This window comes from Pedobacter sp. R20-19, from assembly GCF_000708265.2.
Classification (GTDB): Bacteria; Bacteroidota; Bacteroidia; order Sphingobacteriales; family Sphingobacteriaceae; genus Pedobacter.
Genome location: NZ_JCKI01000004.1, coordinates 298,255 through 324,044 on the forward strand (window position 1 = coordinate 298,255; position 25,790 = coordinate 324,044).

A 25,790-nucleotide genomic window follows, 5' to 3' on the forward strand; every position below is an offset into this window, starting at 1 on the left:
GATGGGATTCATTGCAAATGCTCAAATCTTGGAACAAGAGCCCGATGTTAAAGATATACTGGAGAGTGTAGCTGATAACTTACCAGATGATTATGATTTTTCAGAACTTATAGATATCCTAACCCGATATCGGAAGCACCCTATTAATCTAAATAAAACTTCGTCTGAAGAATTAAAAACATTGGTTTTCCTTTCTCCTTTACAGATTAGTAATTTCTTCAGTCACATTAAAGAAAGTGGAAATTTAGCAGACGTGTTAGAACTTCAATCTATTGATGGTTTTGATACCAAAACAGTTCAAAGCCTCTTGCCTTTTGTAACAACCAATAATACAACAGAATATGAGAAGTTATCCTTACGTAATATCATTCATTTAGGTGAAAATGATTTAATCATGCGTTTTGCTCAAACATTACAAAAGCAAAAAGGATTTACAGATTTACCTGGCAATCGTTACTTAGGCTCACCAGAACGTTTTCAAACCCGGTACCGTTATCACTATAGTACTATTTTATCGGCAGCTATTACATTGGATAAGGATGCAGGTGAAAAATTCATTGGTAAGCCATTTGACTTTTACTCTGGGAATATTACACTTTCTAAACTTGGAAAAGTAAAGAAATTAGTCATTGGAGATTACACCATGCAATTTGGACAGGGTTTAACACTATGGTCTGGATTTTCATTTGGCAAAGGTCCGGATGTGACCAGTGTTGCAAAAAAGGACCTTGGATTAAGACCTTATAATTCTACTAATGAATATTCTTTTTTAAGAGGCACCTCTGCCACCATTAATCTTTTAAATGGTCTTGATATCACTCCCTTTATTTCATTTAGAAAATTAGATGCCAGCCAGGCCATTGGCATTGATGGAGCACGCGTTCAATCAACGATCAACCAAACGGGTTTACATAGAACTCCGACAGAAATTAAAAACAAAAATAATCTTACTCAGCAGATCTATGGAACTGTAATCCAATACCATGAAAATGAATTTTCAGTTGGTGCTATTACTTATCAGAGCAAATATGGAAATAGTTTTATCACGCAAACTGCACCTTATGACAAATTTAGTTTTACAGGAAATTCATTAACCAATTATGGGATCTACTACAACTACACTTACAGAAATATGTATTTATATGGCGAAGGTGGAAAAAGCTTTCCAGGTGGTTTTGCATATATAAATGGTGCATTAATCAGCTTATCTCCAACCGTTTCAGCAGCAGTAACCTATCGCAATTATGCCAAAGATTATCATAATTTCTTTAATCAGGCTGTTTCAGAATCAAGTGAACCTGTTAATGAGAAAGGCATTTACACGGGGTTAAATATCAATCCGAATAAGCAATGGGCCTTTTCTGTTTATGGCGACTATTTCCGGTTTCCATGGCTTAAATATAGAGTAGATGCACCTTCCAAAGGCTATGAGGTATTAAGTCAGGTTGCTTACACACCAAATAAAATCTTTAAAGTATTGCTTCGCTATAAAACAGAAAACAAACAGCAAAATACAGATTTAGATGTGCCTATAAACTTTATTGATGACGTTAAAAAAGAAGGATATAGAATCGAATCCTCCTGGCAGGCAAATGCGAAATGGGGTTTTCAAAACCGAATCGAAATGTCTCAATATAAAAAAGGTGATGCCAATGCTGAATTTGGTTACCTGCTTTATCAGGATATTGATTATTCGCCCTTATTCTCCAAAATCACTGGAAATCTCAGGATTGCTTATTTCAATACACCCAGTTATAATAGTCGGATTTATGCTTATGAAGATGATGTGTTATACAGCTTTGCATTCGGAATGTATAGTGGCAAAGGTTTTAGAACCTATCTGAATATGAAATATACCTTGGCTAAAAAGTTAAATCTGTGGGCAAGATATGCCATGTTTCATTATCAGCAGGTAACAACTATCGGTACCTATCTAGATCAGATTGAAGGAAACAACAAGTCAGAAGTTAAAATTCAGCTGCGTTACCAATTCTAATATATGTTTAAGGAGGAATATTTTTTCGTCAGAGTATTAGTGCCGCTTATACTCGGCATCGGAATATTTTATTTCTTGCCTCATAAAAATCTAATCTTTATTGTTGGCTCAATTTGTACAATATTATTTTTTTCAATCCTATTGCTAAATATTTCTTACCAGAAATTAAACGTTTATAAATACAAAGGTTTTACTGGAATTTTAATATACCTGTTGTTTTTCTTTATTGGTGGTTTACTTAGCCTTACTAATAATGAAAAGCTTAAACCTGATTACTTTACAAAAAAAAATGTTAATTATTTAAAAATTCGAGTGACCAATGAGCCTGTATTAAATCATGACATTTTAAGATTCAGAGCAAGCGTCATTTCCGGTTACACCAAAAACACACAGACAAAAGTGAGCGGCCAAATTCTGCTGGCATTAAAGCTAGATGATTCTAAGCCATTAAAAATTAAGTATGGAGATGAATTAATTATTACTGCAAAGTATTCAACAGTTGAACCACCATATAATCCTGCAGAATTTGATTTTCAAAACTGGTTAGCTATACAAAACGTTTATGAGCAAACGTTTATTAATCAAAGTCATGTATTAAAAACCGGCCGGAATATTGGAAACCCAATTTTAAGATTTGCAATAGAGTGGCGGGAGCAGCAGGTAAATAAATATAGAAAATTCATTAAAAACGATGAAGCCTTTGCAGTTGCATCCACACTTATTTTAGGCTATCGAGCCGATCTTTCAAAAGAAACATTGGCTGCATATTCAAAAACAGGAACTATTCATGCCTTATCCGTTTCAGGAAGTCATGTGGCCATTATTTTCCTGGTACTTGATTTTTTATTAATGTTTCTGGATAAAATAAAATCTCTTAAAGTCTTGAAATTCATTTTTATATGCAGTTTGATATGGATTTATGCACTAGTTACGGGGTTATCGCCATCCGTAGTTCGTTCTGCGATTATGATCACTATATTTATTACCGCAAAAACTTTTGCCCAAAACAAAAACGGCTATAATACTTTGGCTTTTGCTGCTTTTTGCCAATTCATCTATGATCCATTTTTGATTTGGGATGTTGGATTTCAGCTTTCTTATCTTTCAGTTTTCGGACTTATTTATCTTCAACCAAAAATTTACAAATGGGTCTATATTAAAAACAAATGGCTTGATAAGGTTTGGGAATTAATAGCCCTTTCCATAGCTGCACAGGTGGCTACATTCCCGCTATGTATTTATTATTTTCATCAATTTCCGGTATACTTTCTTTTGGGTAACTTATTTATTTCAATTCCACTCATAGTCATTATGATTTTAGGAATTGCCATACTCCTTCCCTTATTAGATAAACTTGCACCAATATTTGAATGGATAATTATTTCTACCAATCAGGTTTTAAAATGGATAGCCGACTTACCTTATGCCACTTTTTCATCATTGTGGATGAGCTTATCTGCATTAATTTTATTGACTTTATCACTTGCATTTTTTATATATTCAATGGCGAAGTACAATAAAAAGTTTCTTTTTGCCTCTATTGCCATTTTCATTGGTTACCAATTCATAATGGTTTATGATCACTATAAGGCTGTTAACCAAAAGAAAATTATCTTTTATACTTTAAGAAAAAGCTATGCTACAGCATTTATTCAAGGCAACCAAGCTATTTTGGTTACCGATTTAAATCCCGATGATAAGACCTTTCAGTTTTTCATTCAACCGGCACTAGATCAATCAAAGGTTAGTTTGATTAAAACTATTAATTTATTAACTGATACCATTACGCCCCATTTTGTGCTCAAAAACAAGCAGATTATTTTTAATCAATACAAAATTTTGATTATCGATAATTCCTTCAATTATAAAAAACTGGATGCTAGAGGAAAGTTTAATGCCATCTGGCTTACGGGCAATACCACTTTTAAAATAAATAAACTTCCACCTGAAGTTGAATATGAAAATATTATAGTAGACGCAACGAATAAAGATTACAAAATTAAATGGTTTAAAGAAAATGAGCATAATATTAAAGCACACCTTCAAATTTTAAAGAAAAATCCTGCATATTTGGTTCAATTAACCGAATAATATGGAAGAACTGGTTTTATACAGTGTAAATGACAGAATAGCCACCATTACGATAAACCGTCCTGAAAAACGTAATGCGCTGAATCCAGCACTTATTGATGCGTTGACACTAGCATTCCTTCAGGCAGAAGAAGATGAGCAGGTTAAAGTAATTGTATTGAATGCCAATGGAAGTACTTTCAGTGCTGGAGCAGATTTAGAATATTTACAACAGCTGCAAAATAATAATTTTGAAGAAAATATAGCTGATTCAAACCGTTTGAAAAAGCTTTTTACCACTATTTATTACCTGCCAAAAGTTGTAATTGCCCAGGTAGAAGGACATGCCATTGCGGGTGGCTGCGGATTGGCAACCATTTGTGATATTATTTTTGCAACTCCGGAAAGTAGCTTTGGTTACACTGAAGTAAAGATTGGTTTTGTACCTGCAATTGTTTCTTGCTTTTTGATGCAGAAAGTTAACGAAACCATTGCCAGAGAGATTTTACTTACTGGGAACATTTTTCCGGCAGCGCAGGCATTGGAATATAATTTAATAAATTTTGTAACAAATTCACCAGAAATAAATCAAAAGGTTAAAGAATTTGCTTTAAGTTTGTGTAGCGAGAGTTCGGGAAATTCGTTAATGATTACGAAACAACTGATTAGTCAAACTACAAAACCGCTTTTAGAAAAAACTTTAGAAACCGCTGTACAGATTAATGCCCGGGTGCGTGAAAGTGCCGATTTTAAAAAAGGTGTGGCATCATTTCTGAATAAAGAAAAAATTAACTGGTAAATAACTAAACTGAAATAAAAACATGTTCAAATCAATTAAAACAAGTGTTGTAGCCTTTATATTAGTAGGTACAGCTGTAATCGCTCATGCCCAAAAGAAAATAACTGAAGGCACGCTTATCTATGGAATGGAATATAAATTAACGGATGAGCAAAAATCTGCAATGGGTGGACAAGAACCACCAGCAGAATTAAAGGTTAAATTTAACAATGGCCTTACTAAAATTGAAATGGAACAAGGACCAGCAATGATTGGGATCGTTTCTGACAATAATGATAAAACAGGCTTACTTTTAATTGATGTGCCAATTGCCCAAAAACAATTTGCTGTAAAACAATCAAAAGAAGATGTTGCAAAAGTAATGGGCGAAATGCCGAAATTCTCTGATTTCAAAGCTACTGGTCAGAAACAAACTGTTGGTGGTTTTAATGCTGAAAAATATACTTTCAAAGATGATAAAGGTGGCGCACATGAACTTTGGGCAACTAAAGAAGTAGACTTACCAAATGTTGGTTCTCAGAATTACTTTCCAGGTCTTGGCGCTTTCCCTGTAAAATATACTTTAGTGCAACGTGGTATCGAAACAACAACAACCCTTAAATCTATTGCTGAAGGAAAGGTTGGCGCAATCTCTAAAGATGTTCCAACTGGCTACGAAGTAGTTACCATGGAAGACCTTGCTAAAATGCAAGGTGGTGGTGAATAATTAAACACTATCGATTAATATTAGGCTTTTTAACTGCCGGCTTTTTATTTAAATTAGCCGAAAAGTTAAAAAGCTTTTTTTATGATCAAAAAATATATGATTAAAAACTTATTATTCAAATTATCCATCATTTGCATCGCTGCTTTTGCTGTATTTGATGCGCATGCACAAGGCATCAATTGGGCAAAAGATGGAAACTCTTATTATCAGATTTCAAGCGGGGAAATTGTTTTAGTCACCCTTCCTAAGAACGATAAAAAAACAGTTGTTTCCAGAGGATTACTTACACCAGCGGGTTCAAGTAATGCAATCGCCGTGAGAAGTTTTCAATTTTCAGCTGATGGAACAAAGGCATTAATTTATACCAATAGTAAAAAAGTATGGCGTTATGATACCCGGGGTGATTATTGGCTCGCAGATTTAACAGCAAATAAAATTACCCAGATTGGAAAAGATAAACCTGCCTCTTCCCTGATGTTTGCTAAAATATCTCCTGACGGAAACAAAGTGGCCTATGTAAGCAAACACAACCTGTATGTAGAAAATGTTGACGGATCAGGAACAAAAGCCTTAACAACAGATGGAACTGATCGCATGATTAACGGAACTTTTGATTGGGTTTACGAAGAAGAATTTGATTGCCGTGATGGTTTCAGGTGGAGCCCAGATAGCAAAACCATTGCTTATTGGCAAATAGATGCTACGAAAATTAAAAACTTTTTGATGATTAACAATACTGATTCTATTTATCCCTTTACCATACCAGTAGAATACCCAAAGGTGGGTGAAAATCCATCGGCATGCAAAATTGGAGTAGTTGACATCACAACAGCGAAAACCAACTGGCTAAATGTTCCAGGAGATAATATACAGCATTATATTCCTCGTATGCAATGGGTTCCAAATAGCAATGAGATTATTTTACAGCAACTTAGCCGCGAGCAGAATGAAAGTAAAGTTTTCCTTTGTGATGCAAATTCTGGTGTAGCAAAGGCAATTTATACCGAATCTGCCAAAGCCTGGATTGATGCTCAGGATGAGTGGAAATGGTTATCCGATTATAAAGAATTTACCATTCTATCTGACAAGGATGGCTGGAACCACTTATATAGGGTAAGCCGCGATGGCAAGAAACAAACATTGGTTACTAAAGGAAATTATGATGTGATCGACATCAAGTTAATAGATGAAAAAAATAATTATGTTTATTTTACAGCATCACCAACCAATGCCACTCAAAAATATTTATTTAAAACCAAATTGGATGGCAAAGGTAAATTGGAGCAAATAACGCCATCCATTCTACCTGGAACACATAATTACGACATTTCGCCAAACGCTGCTTTTGCACGTCATACTTATAATAGTTCTGTAGTTAGACCTATTACGGAGTGGATGAACTTCACAACAGGTAATCCATTTACAATGGATGGAAGTATCACTACGCAGCTATCTAAACAAGAACCGCCAAAAAATAAAGTAGAATTTTTTAAGGTAACTACCGAAGATGGCGTAGAATTAGACGGATGGATGAAAAAACCAGACAACTTTAATCCTGACAAAAAATATCCGGTGGTATTTTATGTTTACGGCGAACCGGCATCACAAACTGCTGCTGATACTTATGGCGCCGGCATGAACAGGTTATATGCAGGTGATATGGCTAAAGACGGCTACATCTATATATCAATGGATAACCGAGGTGCACCTGTTCCAAAGGGTGCGGTCTGGCGCAAAAGCATTTATAAAAACATTGGTGTACTGAATGTTCATGATCAGGCAATGGCTGCAAAAAAATTACTAGCTACAAATTCTTTTATGGATAAAGAACGTGTTGCAGTTTGGGGCTGGAGTGGTGGCGGTTCATCAACTTTAAACCTGATGTTCCAATATCCGGAAATTTACAAAACAGGAATTGCCATTGCAGCAGTAGGTAATCAACTTACTTATGATAATGTATATCAGGAACGTTATATGGGGACACCTTTCCCAAGTAAGGATGCTTATATAAAAGGCTCTCCTATTACATATGCTAAAAACCTAAAGGGTAATTTATTATATATCCATGGCACCGGAGATGATAATGTTCATTACCAAAATGCTGAAATGTTGATCAATGAATTAATTAAGAACAAAAAAGTTTTTCAATTGATGAGTTATCCAAATCGTACCCACAGCATCTCTGAAGGTGAAGGAACAAGTGAGCATTTATCACTTACTTTTACTAAATTCTTGAAAGACAACTGTCCTCCGGGAGCAAGATAAATACCAATTTATAAAGTAATTTTAGCGGGGAATCAGTTTCGATAGCCCCGCTTTTTATTTTAATTAAGTTTTATCATTAAAAAGGTTCTAAACTAAAAATCCTTTTACTGCCAGCGCAATGCCAATAGCAATTCCAAAACTTAGTAAAGTTCCAATTAAAACATACTCCGTTAACTTTAAATCATGAGCTTCTTTTAAATCACCAAAGCGGAAGATAGATTTTGCAGCAAGTAAAAATCCTACTGCTTCAAAATGATTGGTCGTAATAAAGATAAAAATTAATACCCGTTCCAAAATTCCGATATATTTTCCTGCATTTTGCAATGATTTAGGGCTTTCATCATCATTTTCTGGTAACCATTTGGCAATAATTACTTTCATGATAATGGAAGTTGGCATGGTTAAAAACAAAGCACAGGAAATTAAAATCCAGAACTTAATATCATTAAGATAACTCATATCCAGATGCCCATTGAAAAAAAGATGCCAGACTAAAAAAATGGTAGAAAAATGAAAAATCTGATCGACAAAAAACAATACACGAGCGTTTTTTCGAGTCTGAAAAATAGCTTTCATCCCATCAATAAACAAATGCAATAACCCTATTGAAAGTGCTACCTTCCATTCGCTAAAACTTAGGAACACTAAAAAAATCAACACTATATGTACAGCTACATGTATATATAGTTTTCTTGATTTTAGTTTTTTAGTTGCCTTATCCTTTACCCAGGAATTTGGTTGTAGAAAGAAATCACCTATTAAATGTGCAAGGATGAGCTTAATTAGATAGATATCCATCAGTTAGCAAATATTTGATTCAATTTTTTACGATACAGTTTATCCATATCCATTAATTCAGAGTAGTGTGCACGCTTTAAGGCCTCACTAACAGATGATTGTGTTCTACCTGAAAGGGTAGCCAGCTCACTTTGTAATAGATTTTCATGTTCTAATGCAAGTTTTACCATCTCTGCAGCAACAATTCCCCAGCTATCCATCGCAATTAATGCAAGCCTAATCATTACATTAATATCTTCATCAAATTCATTAAAATCAGTTTTGATAGCCAAATTAACTTTTGCTTGTTTTAAGCTATCAAAAGCAATTCCTGAATTCACAAATACATCACCATTTGATTCAGAAAGCTTTTTGCGTTTACTTTTAACTGTCCCAATCCCTATTCCCATTCTAACATCAGCTGGCTTATTAACCCTGATGCAGGCTTTTAAATACGCTGCTGCTTTGATTGCATTTTCAGGTTCAACTTCTATCTGAAAGCTATCTCCTCTGTAAATCTCCCATTTGTTGTATTGCCCTGCAATCACTTTAAGCGCACTTTTTAAGTTCGATAACCAACTATCCTTTACTTTTCTAGAGCCTACAATATCACCTGTTATAATGCAAATCATAACACTAAGATATTTGAAATTATTCAATTTCACAAAATTATCGGCTAATTACCCGATATTTCATTTTATCGGCTAATTAGCCGATATTTCATTTTATCGGACAATTAGCCGATATCATTTCAAAACTTAAATTCTGATTTATTGTTTAATATATATGGCATTAATCGAATTTACAAAAAGAGGCATTTATTGCAAACAAGGCGACTTCTATGTAGACCCTTGGTGGCCTGTAGATTATGCTGTAACTACGCATGGACATAGTGATCATGTTCGTTTTGGTAACAAATATTATCTATGCCATACGCTCACTAAACCGATCATTAAAAGGCGTATCAGTGAGGATTTAAATGTAGAAACATTGAATTATGGTGAAAGTATTGTTCGGAATGGGGTCAATATATCATTCTATCCTGCTGGTCATATTATTGGTTCAGCTCAGGTTCGTTTAGAATATAAAGGAGAAGTATGTGTTATCTCTGGTGATTATAAAACTGAAGATGACGGCATTAGCGACGTTTTTGAACCTGTAAAATGCCATTCTTTTGTTTCGGAAAGTACTTTTGGTTTACCCGTTTATAAATGGCAAAAGCAAGAAGTGGTTTTCAATGGAATTAAAAGCTGGGTAAATGATAATATCCAACAGCAAAAAACCAGTGTATTAATTGCCTATAGCCTTGGTAAAGCACAACGCCTGATTAAAAACCTTGCGGGCGATGTTCCCATTTATGTACACAATAGCATCGCAAATTTAAACGAAGTGATTATTGATGCGGGTGTAAACCTTCCTGAAACCATTAGAATTACACCAGAAACTACAAAAGATGAGTTGCAAAAAGGAATTGTTATTGTTCCGCCAGCCATGAGAGATAGCCGATGGATCAAGAACTTATCTCATCCGGTAACAGGAATTTGTTCAGGTTGGATGCAGGTAAGGGCACATCGCCGCTGGCAAAGTGCAGATGCAGGTTTCGCCTTAAGCGACCATGCCGATTGGACAGGTTTAATGGATGCCATTACTGCAACTGGTGCAGAAAAGGTTTATGTTACACATGGCTTTACCGCTGCTTTTAGTCGGTTTCTAAATGATGAGGGAATTGAATCAGAAGAAGTAATGACCAAGTTTGGCCAGGAAGATGACGAAGAAAATAAAGTTGATTTAGCCGATGCTGAAAATCATCATGTTGAAACAGAAAATAAAAAGTCAGAATGAAACGTTTCGCAAAACTAATTCAACAGCTTGAGCTGAGCAATAAAACCAATGATAAAATTGCTGCACTGGTTGATTATTTTAATCACGCAGATGATCAGGATAAAATTTGGGTAATTGCACTGTTTACAGGTAAAAAACCCAAACGTCCAATTAAGTCTGCTTTACTCAAATATTGGGCTATAGATATTACACAGACCCCCGAATGGCTATTTTCTGAAAGCTATTCAAATGTTGGTGATTTAAGTGAAACCATCGCACTACTCCTGCCGCCTGCTGAAAATACATCGGATTTTTCATTACATAAATGGATTGAAGACCTGCATGATTTAGAAGGTAAAGACGATGAAACTAAGAAAGTGTTTATTTTAAATGCCTGGAATCACCTGGAAACACAGGAACGCTTCATTTTTAACAAACTCATTTCAGGAAATTTCAGAATTGGTGTTTCAAACAAAATGCTGGTCAATGCACTGGCTAAACAAAGTAGTTTAGATAGTGCGCAAATTATGCATAGCATTATGGGTAAGTGGAATCCATATGAAATAACTTTCCATGAGTTAATTAATGGTACCCATGTTAATACCGATAATTCATGGCCTTATCCTTTTTGCCTGGCTTATGCCCTAGAGCAGGAGCCAGAAAAATTAGTTGATCTATCCGAATGGCAGGCTGAATGGAAATGGGATGGCATTAGAGGACAAATAGTGAAAAGAAATGGTGAACTTTTTATCTGGAGCCGTGGAGAAGAACTGGTAACCGATCAGTTTCCGGAACTTCATTTTTTAATTGATGTATTGCCTGATGGGGTTGTACTAGACGGAGAAATTCTAGCCGTACAAGATAAACAGGTTTTATCGTTTAGCACCCTACAACAGCGATTAAACCGTAAAACGATTAATAAAAAGCAGTTGGATGATGCGCCGATCGGTTTTTTTGTGTACGACATTCTGGAGTATGAAACCAATGATTTTCGAGAACATCCCTTAAGCGAAAGAAGAGCTATTTTAGAGCAGTTATTTGAAAATTTAGATGAAAGTGCTGTTATTCTTTCGCCGGTGATTAATTGCAAAAACTGGGAAGAATTGGCAACATTGAGACAAACCTCAAGATCCATCAACAGTGAGGGCATTATGCTTAAAAAGCTGAGTTCTCATTATCATAGTGGTAGAAAACGTGGTGATTGGTGGAAATGGAAAATCAATCCTTACACAGTAGATGCCGTAATGATTTATGCACAGAAAGGTAGTGGCAGAAGAGCAAATTTCTTTACTGATTATACTTTTGCCGTTCGTGATGGGGAAAATTTAGTTACTATAGCCAAAGCTTATTCAGGCTTAACAGATAAGGAAATTAAAGAGGTAAATTCATTTGTAACCAGAAACGCTATAGAAAAATTCGGACCAGTGCGCACAGTTAAACCAGAACTGGTTTTTGAAATCGCATTTGAAGGAATTGCCGAGAGTAAAAGACATAAAGCTGGCTTGGCTCTTCGTTTTCCAAGAATTTTACGCTGGCGAAAAGATAAAAAAGCAGCCGAAATTAATACACTTGAAGATTTACGCCAGCTGCTGGAATCAACGTTTATAAATGGCTAGAAATCTTATAAGCCCTGAAAAAAATATAAAATACGAAACTGTACATGGATCAAACCAAAACCAAAGGTTACAAAAAGATAAAAGCATGGCTTAAGCAAAACAAGCGTAAACCTTTTAAATTTCAGGAAGATGCCTGGCAATATTATCTTAATGGCTATAGTGGTTTGGTAAATGCTCCAACTGGTTTTGGAAAAACTTTTTCTTTATTTTTAGCTGTAGCCATCGAAGCTTTAAATGCATCAGAGGCTAGTAATAAAAAGGCAAAAGATCGTTTACAATTAATCTGGATTACACCGCTACGTTCGCTGGCTAAAGATTTAGCAAGAGCCATGAGGGAAACTTTAATTGAACTTGAGTTAGACTGGCATGTAGGTGTTAGAAATGGAGATACATCACAGGCAGAGAAAGTTCAGCAAAAGAAATCAATGCCAGAAATTTTATTGATAACACCAGAAAGTCTGCATTTACTCCTCGCGCAGAAAGGTTCCTCTACCCTATTTAAAAACCTGAAATGTATTGTTGCAGATGAATGGCATGAGCTTTTAGGTAGTAAACGGGGCGTGTTGGTAGAACTTGCAGTATCAAGAATAAAGGGACTACAGAAGTTGGAACAAAATCAATTTTTAAGAGTCTGGGGAATTTCAGCAACCATTGGAAATATAGAAGAGGCCCTGGATGTTTTAGAGCCCAATGAGGAAGCAAAAAGAATTATTGTAAAAGCCGATCTGGAAAAGAAAATTATAATTAAGTCTATTCTGCCAGATGATATTGAAACCTTACCATGGGCCGGCCATTTGGGCTTAAAATTAGCCTACAAGCTGTTGCCCATTATTGAAAAAAGTAAAACGACTTTAATTTTCATTAACACACGTGGCCAGTCTGAGATGTGGTATCAGCATCTGTTAAATATAGAACCAGAATTGGCGGGCCGAATTGCAATTCACCATGGATCTATAGATTTTGAGTTGAGAAACTGGATTGAAGATGCTTTACATACTGGTCAGCTAAAGGCTGTAATTGCAACTTCTTCTTTAGATTTAGGCGTAGATTTTAAACCTGTAGATACCGTTGTGCAAGTTGGATCGCCAAAAGGTGTAGCCAGGTTTTTGCAACGTGCGGGCCGTTCAGGACACTCACCTAATGAAGTTTCCAAGATCTATTTTCTGCCTACCCATGCACTGGAATTGGTTGAAGCCGCTGCAATTAAGGAAGCAGCAAAAACCAATAATATTGAAAGCAGAGAACCTTTTATTATGGTCTTTGATACCTTAGTACAATATTTGGTTACCCTTGCCATCGGCGATGGTTTTAATGATAAAATCATTTATGAAGAAATCAAAAATACGCATGCTTTCAAATTAATTTTGCCTGAAGAATGGACTTGGGTGATGCAGTTTATTACATCAGGTGGTGACAGTTTAGGCGCTTACAATGAGTTTAAAAAGGTTACTAAAGATGAAGATGGCCTTTGGAAAGTAAAGAGCCGGCAATTGGCTATGCGGCACCGTTTGCATATCGGCACAATTGTTAGTGATGCCATGCTGAAGGTTAAATTTCTTTCGGGTGGTTACATTGGCATGGTTGAAGAGTATTTTGTAACTCGTTTAAAAGCCGGTGATAATTTTCGTCTGGCAGGTCGTGTTTTGGAATTTGTACATGTCAAAGATATGACGGTAATTGTTAGAAACAGCAAGCAGCATAATGCCATATCACCCAGCTGGAATGGTGGCAGGCTACCTTTATCATCCAATTTAGGATCGGTTTTAAGAAAAAAATATAATGAAGCATTGGATAAAACACATCAGGATGAGGAATTAGACTCTGTTTATCCGCTATTTCTATTACAGGAAAAGCGGTCACATGTACCTAGAAATGATGAATTATTAATTGAACTGATCAATAATAAAGAGGGATTTCATCTTTTTGCATACCCCTTTGAAGGAAGACTGGTACATGAGGTTTTAGCTGCATTGGTAGCCTACAGACTAAGTAAATTATTACCAATCAGTTTTTCTATCGCTATGAATGACTATGGCTTTGAATTACTTAGTGAAACAGAAATCCCAATGGATGAATCGATTGCTTATGAAGTTTTCTCACCAAAAAATTTAACTGAAGATATTACTTTAAGCATCAATTCAACAGAAATGGCCAGAAGAAAATTCAGGGATATTGCTTGTATTTCCGGATTGGTATTTCAAGGTTATCCAGGCAAATATGTTGCGAATAAACACTTGCAGTCATCTGCAGGTTTGTTTTTCAATGTTTTTAGTGATTATGATAAACATAATTTACTTTTGCGACAGGCTTACGATGAGGTATTTTATCAGCAATTGGAAGAGCCCAGATTAGGTGCAGCTTTGGAAAGAATTCAAAATAGCGAGGTTATTATTACAAATCCTAAAAGTTTTACACCATTATCGTTTCCAATTAAAGTTGATAGTTTGAGGGAAAACATGAGTTCTGAAGAATTAGAACATCGCATTGCCAGAATGAAAGCAGAATCGGAGAAAATAAAATAATTTAATTTATCCTGGATTATATGAAACATTTAAGAAAATACAAGTTTGAAGACTATACGCTTAAATGAACTTACATTTCTTTTATGATAAAACTTAACCGATAAAAATAAATAACTATTACAACCGAATTTAATCTTGACCATCTAAGACATTTAAGAAAATACAAGTTTGAAGACTATGCGCTTAAATGAACTTACGTTTCTTACATGGTAAAACTTTATAGATACAAACCGATAACTGTTACAACCTAATTTAATCTTAACCATGTAAGACATCTAAGAAAATATAAGCTTGAAGTCTATGCGCTTACATCAACTTACATTTCCTACATAGTAGTAGTAAAACTTTATAGATACAAATGACCATTACAAGCCACGGGGAAGAACTAATTTTAGATAAAGAAAGGGCTTTATATTTACCCAACCATCAACTTTTAGCCATTAGCGATTTGCATTTAGGCAAGTCTGCACATTTTAGATCTGCTGGTGTTCAGGTTCCATCCACTATTGCACAAAACGATTTGCAACGATTAGGTTCATTGATCGAAAAGTATAATCCAAAAACCTTACTTATTAATGGAGACATGTTTCATCATGGTTTAAATACCGATATAGATGACTTTTCAGAATGGCAAAAGGATTATCAGCATTTAAATTTCCTCCTTGTAAAAGGTAACCATGATAGATTGTCAAATGCAGATTATGCTTCAATGAATATTGATATACACGATACGAGTTATTGCCTTGGTCCTTTCTGCTTTATTCATGATGCCCCTAAATGTACTGAAGAAGAATTGTACCCCATTAGTGGACATATCCATCCAGGGGTTACTATCGTTGGAAAAGCAAAACAAAGACTAAAGTTTCCTTGCTTCTATTTCGGGAAAGAATATGCAGTATTACCAGCATTCAGCACATTTACTGGCCTTTACAATATCTACCCTAAAACAAATGAACAGATTTTTGCCGTGACACCCAATACCGTTGTTGAGGTATAAAATTATGCGTGTGCATCAATTATTTGTTTCAATTGCGAAGCTTGTAAAACTCCACTCTGACGCCAAACTTGCTTACCATTTTTGAACAGCATTAACGTTGGAACACTTTGAACACTATAAGCAGATGCTGCAGCTTGATTCTTATCAATATCAACTTTAATAATGGAAACTGAATCACCAACTTGAGACTTTAACTGTTCCAGAATGGGCTTCATCATTTTACAAGGTCCACACCATTCAGCAAAAAAGTCAACCAATACAGGTTTATCGCCATTTATTAATTCTGAAAATTTAGCCATAACTATATTACTTTTAGTAGAGAACAAGTGATGTTTAATTTGGTTTTAAACGAAAGAAGTCAAACTAAAACTTGACTTCTTTTGTATCTCAGATGTATTAAATTTCTCTGTTATAATCCCAGTTTTCCAGATAATCTGCAACTCTTCTCACAAACATCCCTCCTAATGAACCATCAACAACTCTATGGTCATAAGAAAGCGAAAGGAACATCATATGCCGAATAGCAATAACATCGCCATGCTCGGTTTCTAAAACTGCTGGCTTCTTTTTAATGGCACCAACAGCTAAAATAGCTACCTGAGGCTGGTTAATAATCGGCGTACCCATTACATTTCCAAATGAACCTACATTGGTGAGTGTAAATGTTCCACCCTGTGTTTCATCAGGTTTCAATTTAGAATTCCTCGCACGCAAAGCCAGATCATTAACCGCTTTGGTTAAACCTACCAAATTTAACTGATCGGCATTTCTGATTACCGGAACAATCAAATTCCCACTCGGTAAGGCAGCAGCCATTCCAATATTAATATCACGTTTCTTAATAATTTGTGTTCCATTTACGGACACATTAATCATAGGAAAATCTTTTATGGCTTTCGCAACTGCCTCTACAAAAATTGGTGTAAAGGTTATTTTCTCATTTTCACGCTTTTCGAAATTGTTTTTTACTTTATTACGCCATAAAACCATATTGGTCACATCAGCCTCAACAAATGAAGTGACATGCGGAGATGTTGTTTTACTCATCACCATGTGATCGGCAATCAGTTTACGCATTCTGTCCATCTCTATAATTTCATCCACACCAGAAACTGACGTTGTTGATGTTTTATTAGGTATATGGGTTATAACTGGAGCTGCCGTAGGCTTATTCTCGATAGGTGCACTTTGTGTTTCAGCTTTTTCAACCTGCTGTCCACCATTTCTATTAGCGATGTAACTTAATAAATCATCTTTATTTAAACGACCATCTGCACCTGTACCTTTAATGGCATTTAATTCTAAAACAGAAATATTTTCCTGAGTGGCAATACTTTTAACCAATGGAGAATAAAAGCGTTCTGAAGTAGAAAAATTAGATTGTGGTAATTTATGATCTTCTACAGTAAGTTGTGCAATCCCTGGAATAGGCTCGGCCTTTTCTTGAGGTGTTGAAGGAGCAGTAATACTTTCTTCAACATTTATATCATTTGGAGTTTGAGTTTCAATAATGGCAATAACATCGCCAACCTGAGCGACATCATTTTCTTGAAATAATTGTTTAACCAATTTACCAGCAACTGGCGAAGGAACTTCAGAATCAACCTTATCTGTAGCAATTTCTAAAATGGTATCGTCTAAATCGATAGCATCACCAGGTTGTTTTACCCATTTAATTACCGTTGCTTCGGCAACGCTCTCACCCATTTTTGGTAACAATAATTCGTATTGAGCCATATTAAATTAAAGTATATTATATTGGTATTGCGACAAAAATACGTTTTTTATTCTTTCAACCCGTCTTCCTTAAGTAGATTTAAAAGCATTGTTAGTGCAGATGCAGCTGATCTTTCTATGTTTTGAATACGTTTATTGCTGAAAGTAAATACTTTAGCTACCGTTTTATTTTTATTTGATACTGCAATCCAAACTGTACCTACTGGTTTATCCGGTGTACCACCATCTGGCCCAGCAATTCCACTTACTGCAATAGAATAGTCGGTTTTAAATTGTTTAATTGCTCCTTCAGCCATTTCAGTAATAGTCTCTTCGCTTACTGCACCAAAAGCATTTAATGTTTGCTCCTTAACCCCTAATATTGATTCTTTCAGTTCATAAGCATAAGCTACTGCCCCACCCCAATAAACTGATGAACAACCAGGATGTTGTGTAATTAAATGGGCGATGTATCCGCCCGTACAGCTTTCTGCGGTAGATAAAGTAAGGCCACGACTTTTCATGATATTAAGAATGGCTTTTTCAAACGGAATATCTTCATCTACCACTACAAATTTTGGAATTTTTTCCATAATCTGTTTTGCATAAGATTCAACCTCAGCGCTTAAAGCCATTTCATTAGCTCCACTGGCTGATAACCGCAAGCGTACTTGCCCTAGTTTTGGTAAGTAGGCCAATTTAATATGTTTAGGCAATTGATCTTCAATGTCCTCGATTTCTTTAGCTAAAAATGATTCTCCAATATTAGCAGTGAGAATAGTTTTATGAACGATTGACGGCAAGGTAAATTTTGATTTAATTCTTGGAAGAATTTCGTCATCCATTAAATACATCATCTCGTAAGGAACACCTGGCATTGATATAAAAATTTTATCGTGATGCTCAAACCACATACAAGGTGCCGTACCATTCTTATTTACAATAACTTCACAACCATCCGGAACATCAGCTTGCTGAATATTAATATCAAGTAATGGCCGGTTATATTTTTTGAAAATAGAGGTGACCATTTCAAGCGCACCTTCATCTCTTCGGAAACCCATACCAAAATACTTTGCCATGGTCTTTTTAGTAATATCATCTTTTGTTGGACCTAAACCTCCGGTAATAAAAATCAGATCGGCACGTTCCTGGGCTTGTGAAAGTGAAGCTAGAATATGATCTTCATCATCAGAAACCGATGTAATTTGTTTTACTGAAACGCCAATTAAATTGAGTTGCTTTGCCATCCAGGCTGAATTGGTATCAACAATCTGACCGATGAGTATTTCATCACCAATGGTTATTATTTCCGCTAACATAATTTTATTGATAAGTATTATAAAAGCCCTGTCTTTTGCTTAGTTTCAAGTCCTGCAGTATCGATGCTTTTACCTTAAGTGTTAATGAATAACTTTTATAGGCACCATAAGGCACCCAGTTTACACTCATATCCCAGCAATGCAAATCACGATAAATACCAATGTTCATTGGTGTTAAACCATTATTCTGAAAATCATACCCTGAATTAAAAGTAACCTTCCATTTTGGAGTAAGATTTAGATCGCCATTAAAGTTTAAGGTATTACTGGTTCTGCTTATACCTAAATCATTTGAGTACTGAAAGCTATAAGAGAATGAAAAATTCCATGGAATATTAAAATCAACAAAAGCATTTGGATCACGGCTTATTGCTGCCAATTGTTCTGATTGCAATGGAGACAAACCTTTTTGCTTAGCTGTTTCGTTTAATTTATCGTTGGCTTCATTCTTCTTTTTTAAAGCCTCCGGATTCAAACTATAATCGAATGAGAAACCAATAGAAGTTAACCGGGCTAACCTGCCCCTTTTTAGTAAATAATTATTACTTCTAACGTAAACCGCACTTCCATCCGCATTACGGATAACGTTATTACTCAAGTCTCTTGATACCTCTAAATCATAAGGATCAAAAGTACCATTATAGTTTATCCCCAATTTATCTGTGAATTGCGAACGTCCGCTAAAGCCAAGGGTTGATAGTTTATTTCTGGTAGCTAAGAAATTATAGGATCCGTTAATACTTAAGCCCTGAATGATGGGGATTTTTCGCTCTCCCGTTCCCGTGGTATCTTTACTTGATTTTACTTTTAATTCCACGGTATTATCAACACCGAAACCAATCGAAGCAGTTTTTGGTGCAAAGGATCCCTGGTAAGCCATTCCTTGAAAAATAGAATATGTTAAGGGAACACCATTCGCATCTCTGATGATTTTCTTACTCCCGTCACTTTCAAATTCATTTTCAGAAACCGCCGCTAAAAATGGTCCACTACCTGCCTTTGTAAAATCAGGAGAATAACTGAAAGATACATTCGGGGTCATAACGTGCCTTAAGGCCTTAATGTTCCCCAGGTTTTTAAAAACTTTTAATCCATAAATTTTGGTAGACATGCTGGTGGAAAGATTGTAACTACCGGCCCTTTTAAAACCACTTACTGTGTCAGATCTAACTGTATAAGTATTATCAGCAAAAGTAGTATAACGATTTCTAATGGTTTGAAAATTCCAAACCTCGTTATAAGTTCCACCCAAAGAGAAGTTTAGATACTTTAGCGCAGTGAATGACATGTTAATAGGTATGTTATGGGAGAAACCAGACTTCAATCTTTTCAAACCATCATTCTGGAACAATAAGCTATCCTTAGTATCAATGGCATTGGTTCCCTGTAAAGCATATCCCACAGTAATTTTTTGATACCATTTCTGTTCACCAACCCTTGTTTTAGAATCAAATGGACTAAAAGTCGGTACGTTGAAAGTTGCTTCAGGTAATCTGATTGAAACATCCCTGGTACTTAAAGTTTGATTACTCGTCATCGATAACGAGTAGTTCATATTATTAGAAAACGTTCTGGAATAACTAATACTACTGTTGGTGGTATTATTCGCTATTGCCCTGATATCGTATGATTGATTGGCCGCCGTATTTCTATAGTAACTGCTTGAAGTGATATTTACACTCGCACTAAAAGTAGTTCCAGGATTTGCATTAGCATTTTGAGAATGTGACCACCTTATGCTAAAATCTTTTTTCGGATTATCGAAAGCTTCTGTTCCTTCCAGTCCATTTTTAACGCTGGCATAGTTAATACCAATATTACCCGAATATTTATATCGTTTAATATATTGTGAGTTTACACTGGTTTCATAAGAACCGTTGGTATAAATACTACCTAAAAATTTGGCATCCCAGTAATCATTTAAACCAAGGTAATAACCTCCATTCTGAAGAAAAAACCCTCGTGTGGCATCTTCTCCGGGTGATGGCAAAATAATTCCTGAAGTTCGTTTATTGGGTTTAGGAAAAAATGCAAAAGGCAATCCCAATGGGGTTGGAATATCTTCAATGATCATGTAAACTGGGCCAGTAATAATTTGTTTTTCTGTTACAACGCCCTTAGAAATCATTAAACCAAAATGTGGATGTGGCAGATTACAGGTAGAGTACATTACATTTTTAATGTGCAACTCATCATCAATTTGCTTTTTACTTTGTCCGCCGGAAAAGAAACCGCCTTCCTGTTCAGAAAATACCCCAAATACTTTTGCACGTGTAGTTTCTGAGTTGTAATATATAGAATCAGCTATTGCAGATCCTTCGGGACCAGATTTAAAAATTGGCTTTCCTACATACTTATTTGTTTTTGGATCTGTTCTGCCGCTGGCAAAAATTACTTTTTTATCTGAATCATATCGGATGTAATCGGCATCTAATTCAAAGTCGCCATAAAGCACTCTTGCATTTCCGTATAAATAAACAACACTCTTGTTTTTATTGAATTTTACAGAGTCTGCTTTGTACTCTACTTTTTGATCAAGACCACTATTATTTTTGGCTACTTTTTTTGAAGTATCCTTTTTGGAAGTATCTTGTTGAACGATTTGCTGCAATGAAAAACGAGAAAACGCGTTAGCTTTACTAACACCATGTGTTAATAAAATGACAGAAATTAGTAAAATAGAACCCTTAAGAAGTTTCAAATTCGTATTTGAATGTTATTTTTGCACAGATGTTTAATCAGAAACGTTCAAAATTAGTGAAAAATATACCATTGATGTATCTTAAAACCATTTTAACATTTATTATTTATTTTGTTCTTAATAATGCCATTGATAATCAAGCAATTGCACAAGAATATAAAATTAAAACAATTGTAATAGATGCCGGCCACGGTGGCAAGGACGGCGCTACACACGGTGTTTATTCAAAAGAAAAAGACGTTGCTTTAAGAACAGCCTTAAATTTAGGTCAGGCACTTCAGGATAGTATAAAAGATATTAAGGTGGTATACACCAGACAAACAGATGTTTTTATCCCACTTTATGAAAGAATCAATATTGCCAATAATGCAAAAGCAGATCTTTTCATTTCCATTCACTTAAATGATATGCCTGTAAGGGTATCACGTGTAGTAGATTATTATAAAAAAGTAAAAGGAAGAAGTGTTCCTGTTTACAGAACAATCGCTGCCAAAAGTACCTCAACAAAAGGCACAGAAACTTTTGTATCCGGAACAGGGCGTTTAGGTGAGCAGGATGAAGTAATCAAACGTGAAAATGCCGCGATGTTTTTAGAGGATAATTATCAAAAAAACTATGAAGGTTTTATCGCTAATACGCCTGAAAATGACATTATGCTTTCATTAATGAAGCAAACTAATCGTGACCGGAGTTTGAAGTTTGCATCATTGCTGCAACAGGAATATGTTAGTGCAGGCAGAATTAATCGTGGTGTACAGGAAAAAAGCTTAGCAGTACTGGCAAGGGCCGCAATGCCAGCCGTTTTAACGGAGATTGGTTTTGTGAGTAATCCAGACGAAGAAGATTATATGAATTCACCTGAAGGTCAGAAAGAAATTGTAGATGGTATTATTAAAGCAATTAAAAATTATAAACGCATAGCAGAAACATCATTCTAACATCCCATAAATGAAGATTAAACTTGCAGTAACATCAGTTTTTATCTTAACACTCTTTTCAGCTCAGATTTTATTTGCCCAAGGATATAAAATTAAAACCATTGTCATTGATCCCGGACATGGTGGAAGAAAACCCGGCGCCTCTGGAAGTTATTCAAAAGAAAAAGATATCGCACTTAAAGTTGCTTTGAAACTTGGTGCTAAACTTCAGGAAGATATGCCTGGAATTAAGGTAATATACACCCGAACAAAGGATATAGATGTTGATCTGTATCGCCGTGCTGAAATTGCCAATAATGCAAATGCTGATTTATTTATTTCTGTGCATTGTAATTCTATGCCACCTGGAAATAAACATGTAAAAGGTACGGAAACACTGGTTGCTGGTTCTCATCGGTTAAAAGAACAGGATGCAGCTATTAGAGAAAATGCGGATATTAAATTGGAAAAAAACTATAAAAGTAAATATGATGGTTATGATCCAAATAAACCCGGTACATTCATTTTAATGTCGCTATTGAAAAATACTTTTAGAGATAAAAGCATTAAATTTGCAAAACTGATACAAAACAGCTACATCAACCGAGATAACAGAGAAAGTAGAGGGGTTAAGGAACAAGGAGTTTTAGTTTTACAGCGTTGCGGAATGCCTGCAATATTAACAGAGGTTGGTTTTATTTCCAATAAGGAAGAAGAAAAATACATCAATTCCAATAGTGGGCAAAATGAAATTGCCGAATCAATTCTTGCTGCAATAATGAAGTATAAGAAAGATATAGAGATTGATTAGTTTGGCATTATAAGTGGTATTGAATAGTATTTAAAAAATTATAACAAATACCAAACAAAAACGTTGGTGCAAACATTATGTAATTATAATACCTTTGCACTACAAAAATGATAGCGCTCATGCAGATTTTGAATTAAAACCATATTTGCAGCCAATAAATAGAAACACATGAAAATTAAGAACGAAACCAAAGTCGGTATTTTAGCTGCATTCGCCATTGCTTTATTAATTATCGGATATAACTTTTTAAAAGGGAATTCCATATTCTCCAGTGAAACTACTTTATTCGCAAGATATACACGTGTTGATGGTTTAACTGTATCTAAACCGGTTTTAATTAATGGTTATCAAATTGGTCGGGTAGCTAAATTGCAATTAGAACCAGGTGGAACAATTCTAGCGACATTAAGCATCAATAGCAAATATGACATTCCAGAAAATAGTGTTGCACGCCTGGAAGGTACAGATCTTTTAGGGAGCAAGGCTATTGTAATGTCTCTTGGAAATTCAAAGAAAATTGCAGAAGATGGCTTTACCTTAAATGCTAACGTAGAAAAAGGTTTAATGGAACAAGTACAGCCTGTTCAAAAGAAAGCAGAATTAATTATCGGCAAAATGGATTCTATTTTGAGCAGCGTTAATTCTATTTTAAATCCGAATTTTCAGAAAAATGTAGATAAGAGTTTCAATAGTATTGCCGGAACCCTTGCTTCTTTGGAAACTACATCAAAAAAAGTTGATGGCTTAGTGGGATCTGAAAGTGCCCGTATCGAGGCTATTTTTAAAAATGTTGAAGGCATTACAGCCAATCTTAACAACAACAATAAAAAAATTAGTGATATTCTTACCAATATCAATACAGTGACTGATAAGTTTGCAGCAGCAAACTTTAAACAAACTTTAGACAATGCCAACAATGCTATTGCAGATTTGCAAGGTGTAATTTCAGGAATTAAGGATGGCAAAGGAAGTTTAGGTTTATTATTAAATGATGATAAAATGTATAATAACCTAAATAGTGCTTCAAAAAATCTTGATGAGTTAATGATTGATTTAAAAGCCAATCCTAAACGTTACGTGCACTTTTCCGTGTTTGGCGGTGGAAACAAAAAAGATAAGTAATTAACATTATAAATGTTAAAGCCTTGTAATTGATATTGCAAGGCTTTTTTTATGTTTTAAATTTTCTGTACGAATACTAGTAAATAAAGGAATGACTTGAAATCATAAACATTTCCTAAAGATTATAAAAAGCATCAACAGAAAATACCTGAGATTGAAAAACTTTGTAATAGAATTTAACTGAGCGGTAAACGCTGCGCAATGAACTTTCTAGTAAACTAGATTTTACGACCTACCTCTCCTGCTTAGTATTCATTTCATAAAATGTAATAAATTAAAGCTGAAAGGTTCTGCCTTCTACTGCTAATTCTGTATTCTCAAAAACTGATTGAGTTTCTTCCAAAAGCATTTGAAGTGTTTTGTAGCGAGATGAAAAGTGACCAATGAGTAATTTATTAACTCCGTTTATTTTAGCAATTTCACCCGCCTGTTTTGCGGTAGTGTGATGTGTTTCATTGGCCCTGTCTAAGAGCTCATGCATGAAGGTAGCCTCATGATATAAGGTATCGCATCCTTTAATGGTTTCAAAATAGCGTTCATCATACATGGTATCTGAACAATATGCATATGATCTTGGTGGTTCGGGAGGTGTTGTAAAATCTTCACTTCTAAGAATTTCGCCATTGGCCTGCTCTACATCCTTTCCCTTTTTTAAGGCTGCATAATAGGCCATGGGTATATCTTCAGTTTTTTCTTTAATTAATTTACGTTGCCTTGGTTTTTGCTGAAAAACAAATCCTGTGGTTGGAATACGGTGATTTAATACAACTGTTTTCACAATCAAATCCTGGTTTTCAAATATTTGTTTTGATTCATCAGCCTCGATAGGAAAAAACTCAATAGGGTATCTTAAATTGGTATCAGAGTATTTAAACTGAATTTCTAAAATCTCTAAAAGTGGCCCAGGTGCAAAAATTTGCATGGGTTTGATTCGTCCATTAAGGTGGAGGCTGGATAGTAAACCAATTAAGCCGAAGTAGTGGTCGCCATGCAGATGACTGATAAAAATATGATCAATCCTTGCTGCCTTTAAATTATACTTGGTTAGCTGTTGCTGCGTTCCTTCTCCACAATCAATCAGATAATATTTTTCATTACAATTCACAAGCTGCGCAGATGGATTCCTATTAAACACAGGTGTCGCCGAACTACTTCCAAGAATAGTAACTTCAAATTTCATCATGGTATGATATAAAAAACCTCGTAGGTTTAGTAACTACGAGGCTATATTTTAATTAAAAAAAACGTTATTATTTATCGCCTCTGAACTCTTTCTCCAATTCATCCATAAAGATGAAATCGGTAGCCTCTTCTATTGTATTAACAAACGTTACAGATTGAAATATGTTTGACAATTCGATAATAGGTTCAAGCTGATCATTAATACCGGTTACAATAAATAATCCACCAGCAGATTTACAAAGCCTGTAACCAACCAAAAGGCAGCTGAGATCCTGTGCATCATTACATTCTTTTACATCACTTAAATCAACAATAATATTTTTAAACCCTTCTGCGTTAAGTAAATACAATTCAGATTTAATACCTGGAGCATTATCATTGGTAAACTTAGGTTCTTCTAATTTTAAGGTGACGTATTTATCGTGTTTATCTACTGAAAATTTCATTTTT

The 25,790-nt window shown here is 35.1% G+C and carries 20 protein-coding genes; 12 read left to right on the forward strand and 8 right to left on the reverse strand.

What is annotated here, in order from left to right; all coding sequences use genetic code 11:
- Positions 1-28: 28 nt before the first annotated feature.
- The 5 genes from AN34_RS11585 to AN34_RS11605 all read left to right on the forward strand — a co-directional run bounded on the left by AN34_RS11585 (position 29) and on the right by AN34_RS11605 (position 7,836).
- Positions 29-1,996 carry a helix-hairpin-helix domain-containing protein gene (locus tag AN34_RS11585; protein WP_231625533.1) on the forward strand — a complete coding sequence of 656 codons (1,968 nt, stop codon included), beginning with the start codon at positions 29-31 and terminating at the stop codon, positions 1,994-1,996.
- Positions 1,997-1,999: 3 nt separating this feature from the next.
- Complete coding sequence (locus AN34_RS11590; RefSeq protein WP_082468377.1) at positions 2,000-4,087, forward strand: ComEC/Rec2 family competence protein; 2,088 nt, start codon at positions 2,000-2,002, stop codon at positions 4,085-4,087.
- Position 4,088: 1 nt separating this feature from the next.
- Positions 4,089-4,865, forward strand: a complete 777-nt coding sequence (locus AN34_RS11595; RefSeq protein WP_029285527.1) for an enoyl-CoA hydratase/isomerase family protein — start codon at positions 4,089-4,091, stop codon at positions 4,863-4,865.
- 22 nt (positions 4,866-4,887) lie between these two features.
- Positions 4,888-5,571 (forward strand): hypothetical protein, encoded by a 684-nt coding sequence (locus AN34_RS11600; RefSeq protein ID WP_029285529.1) that lies wholly within the window; start codon positions 4,888-4,890, stop codon positions 5,569-5,571.
- 81 nt (positions 5,572-5,652) lie between these two features.
- The gene (locus tag AN34_RS11605; protein ID WP_231625534.1) at positions 5,653-7,836 is read left to right on the forward strand and encodes a S9 family peptidase; all 2,184 of its coding nucleotides are present in this window, start codon (positions 5,653-5,655) and stop codon (positions 7,834-7,836) included.
- Between the two features lie 87 nt (positions 7,837-7,923).
- On the opposite strand, the gene AN34_RS11610 is transcribed toward AN34_RS11605, so the two are convergent.
- Positions 7,924-8,634: a DUF3307 domain-containing protein gene (locus AN34_RS11610; RefSeq protein ID WP_029285533.1), complete on the reverse strand. Its 711-nt coding sequence runs from the start codon at positions 8,632-8,634 to the stop codon at positions 7,924-7,926.
- The gene (locus AN34_RS11615) at positions 8,634-9,245 is read right to left on the reverse strand and encodes a SatD family protein (RefSeq protein ID WP_029285535.1); all 612 of its coding nucleotides are present in this window, start codon (positions 9,243-9,245) and stop codon (positions 8,634-8,636) included. The genes AN34_RS11610 and AN34_RS11615 overlap by 1 nt, the downstream gene beginning before the upstream one ends.
- A 154-nt stretch (positions 9,246-9,399) precedes the next feature.
- On the opposite strand from AN34_RS11615, the gene AN34_RS11620 reads away from it, so the two are divergent.
- From AN34_RS11620 to pdeM, 4 genes are all read left to right on the forward strand, one after another.
- Positions 9,400-10,455, forward strand: a complete 1,056-nt coding sequence (locus AN34_RS11620; protein WP_036677040.1) for a ligase-associated DNA damage response exonuclease — start codon at positions 9,400-9,402, stop codon at positions 10,453-10,455.
- A complete protein-coding gene (locus AN34_RS11625) occupies positions 10,452-12,050 on the forward strand; it encodes an ATP-dependent DNA ligase (protein ID WP_029285540.1) in 1,599 nt (532 codons plus the stop codon). Before AN34_RS11620 ends, AN34_RS11625 begins: the two co-directional genes overlap by 4 nt.
- 44 nt (positions 12,051-12,094) lie before the next feature.
- Positions 12,095-14,572 (forward strand): ligase-associated DNA damage response DEXH box helicase, encoded by a 2,478-nt coding sequence (locus AN34_RS11630; protein ID WP_029285542.1) that lies wholly within the window; start codon positions 12,095-12,097, stop codon positions 14,570-14,572.
- 358 nt (positions 14,573-14,930) lie between these two features.
- Complete coding sequence (pdeM, locus tag AN34_RS11635) at positions 14,931-15,569, forward strand: ligase-associated DNA damage response endonuclease PdeM (RefSeq protein ID WP_029285544.1); 639 nt, start codon at positions 14,931-14,933, stop codon at positions 15,567-15,569.
- A gap of 2 nt (positions 15,570-15,571) precedes the next feature.
- On the opposite strand, the gene trxA is transcribed toward pdeM, so the two are convergent.
- The 4 genes from trxA to AN34_RS11655 all read right to left on the reverse strand — a co-directional run bounded on the left by trxA (position 15,572) and on the right by AN34_RS11655 (position 21,308).
- On the reverse strand, positions 15,572-15,868 hold the full coding sequence (trxA, locus tag AN34_RS11640; RefSeq protein ID WP_029285546.1) for a thioredoxin: 297 nt from the start codon (positions 15,866-15,868) through the stop codon (positions 15,572-15,574).
- Between the two features lie 97 nt (positions 15,869-15,965).
- Entirely contained in the window at positions 15,966-17,306 is a 1,341-nt protein-coding gene (locus tag AN34_RS11645; protein ID WP_029285548.1) for a dihydrolipoamide acetyltransferase family protein, read from the reverse strand.
- Positions 17,307-17,353: 47 nt separating this feature from the next.
- The gene (locus AN34_RS11650; RefSeq protein WP_029285550.1) at positions 17,354-18,607 is read right to left on the reverse strand and encodes a competence/damage-inducible protein A; all 1,254 of its coding nucleotides are present in this window, start codon (positions 18,605-18,607) and stop codon (positions 17,354-17,356) included.
- A 4-nt stretch (positions 18,608-18,611) separates the two neighbouring features.
- Positions 18,612-21,308, reverse strand: a complete 2,697-nt coding sequence (locus tag AN34_RS11655; protein WP_029285552.1) for a putative LPS assembly protein LptD — start codon at positions 21,306-21,308, stop codon at positions 18,612-18,614.
- Between the two features lie 74 nt (positions 21,309-21,382).
- Here AN34_RS11655 and AN34_RS11660 point away from each other — a divergent pair, with 74 nt between their 5' ends.
- The 3 genes from AN34_RS11660 (at position 21,383) to AN34_RS11670 (ending at position 24,158) form a co-directional block, all read left to right on the forward strand.
- The gene (locus tag AN34_RS11660; RefSeq protein WP_036677073.1) at positions 21,383-22,246 is read left to right on the forward strand and encodes an N-acetylmuramoyl-L-alanine amidase; all 864 of its coding nucleotides are present in this window, start codon (positions 21,383-21,385) and stop codon (positions 22,244-22,246) included.
- Between the two features lie 10 nt (positions 22,247-22,256).
- Positions 22,257-23,036, forward strand: coding sequence for an N-acetylmuramoyl-L-alanine amidase (locus AN34_RS11665; protein ID WP_029285556.1), 780 nt, complete (start codon positions 22,257-22,259; stop codon positions 23,034-23,036).
- Positions 23,037-23,204: 168 nt separating this feature from the next.
- Entirely contained in the window at positions 23,205-24,158 is a 954-nt protein-coding gene (locus tag AN34_RS11670; RefSeq protein WP_029285558.1) for an MlaD family protein, read from the forward strand.
- Between the two features lie 274 nt (positions 24,159-24,432).
- Here the strand turns inward: AN34_RS11670 and AN34_RS11675 are convergent, their stop codons facing one another.
- Both AN34_RS11675 and AN34_RS11680 read right to left on the reverse strand, forming a co-directional pair.
- Complete coding sequence (locus AN34_RS11675; protein ID WP_029285560.1) at positions 24,433-25,338, reverse strand: ribonuclease Z; 906 nt, start codon at positions 25,336-25,338, stop codon at positions 24,433-24,435.
- Between the two features lie 70 nt (positions 25,339-25,408).
- On the reverse strand, positions 25,409-25,786 hold the full coding sequence (locus tag AN34_RS11680; protein ID WP_029285562.1) for an STAS domain-containing protein: 378 nt from the start codon (positions 25,784-25,786) through the stop codon (positions 25,409-25,411).
- Positions 25,787-25,790: the final 4 nt, after the last annotated feature.

What these genes read in the sequence shown, in the direction of transcription:
- trxA (WP_029285546.1), bottom strand. Translation starts at nt 15,868, where the DNA reads ATGGCTAAATTTTCAGAATTAATAAATGGCGATAAACCTGTATTGGTT.
- AN34_RS11615 (WP_029285535.1), bottom strand. Translation starts at nt 9,245, where the DNA reads ATGATTTGCATTATAACAGGTGATATTGTAGGCTCTAGAAAAGTAAAG.
- pdeM (WP_029285544.1), top strand. Translation starts at nt 14,931, where the DNA reads ATGACCATTACAAGCCACGGGGAAGAACTAATTTTAGATAAAGAAAGG.
- AN34_RS11590 (WP_082468377.1), top strand. Translation starts at nt 2,000, where the DNA reads ATGTTTAAGGAGGAATATTTTTTCGTCAGAGTATTAGTGCCGCTTATA.
- AN34_RS11680 (WP_029285562.1), bottom strand. Translation starts at nt 25,786, where the DNA reads ATGAAATTTTCAGTAGATAAACACGATAAATACGTCACCTTAAAATTA.
- AN34_RS11605 (WP_231625534.1), top strand. Translation starts at nt 5,653, where the DNA reads ATGATCAAAAAATATATGATTAAAAACTTATTATTCAAATTATCCATC.
- AN34_RS11675 (WP_029285560.1), bottom strand. Translation starts at nt 25,338, where the DNA reads ATGAAATTTGAAGTTACTATTCTTGGAAGTAGTTCGGCGACACCTGTG.
- AN34_RS11630 (WP_029285542.1), top strand. Translation starts at nt 12,095, where the DNA reads ATGGATCAAACCAAAACCAAAGGTTACAAAAAGATAAAAGCATGGCTT.
- AN34_RS11595 (WP_029285527.1), top strand. Translation starts at nt 4,089, where the DNA reads ATGGAAGAACTGGTTTTATACAGTGTAAATGACAGAATAGCCACCATT.
- AN34_RS11625 (WP_029285540.1), top strand. Translation starts at nt 10,452, where the DNA reads ATGAAACGTTTCGCAAAACTAATTCAACAGCTTGAGCTGAGCAATAAA.
- AN34_RS11660 (WP_036677073.1), top strand. Translation starts at nt 21,383, where the DNA reads ATGTATCTTAAAACCATTTTAACATTTATTATTTATTTTGTTCTTAAT.
- AN34_RS11645 (WP_029285548.1), bottom strand. Translation starts at nt 17,306, where the DNA reads ATGGCTCAATACGAATTATTGTTACCAAAAATGGGTGAGAGCGTTGCC.
- AN34_RS11600 (WP_029285529.1), top strand. Translation starts at nt 4,888, where the DNA reads ATGTTCAAATCAATTAAAACAAGTGTTGTAGCCTTTATATTAGTAGGT.
- AN34_RS11610 (WP_029285533.1), bottom strand. Translation starts at nt 8,634, where the DNA reads ATGGATATCTATCTAATTAAGCTCATCCTTGCACATTTAATAGGTGAT.
- AN34_RS11620 (WP_036677040.1), top strand. Translation starts at nt 9,400, where the DNA reads ATGGCATTAATCGAATTTACAAAAAGAGGCATTTATTGCAAACAAGGC.
- AN34_RS11670 (WP_029285558.1), top strand. Translation starts at nt 23,205, where the DNA reads ATGAAAATTAAGAACGAAACCAAAGTCGGTATTTTAGCTGCATTCGCC.
- AN34_RS11665 (WP_029285556.1), top strand. Translation starts at nt 22,257, where the DNA reads ATGAAGATTAAACTTGCAGTAACATCAGTTTTTATCTTAACACTCTTT.
- AN34_RS11650 (WP_029285550.1), bottom strand. Translation starts at nt 18,607, where the DNA reads ATGTTAGCGGAAATAATAACCATTGGTGATGAAATACTCATCGGTCAG.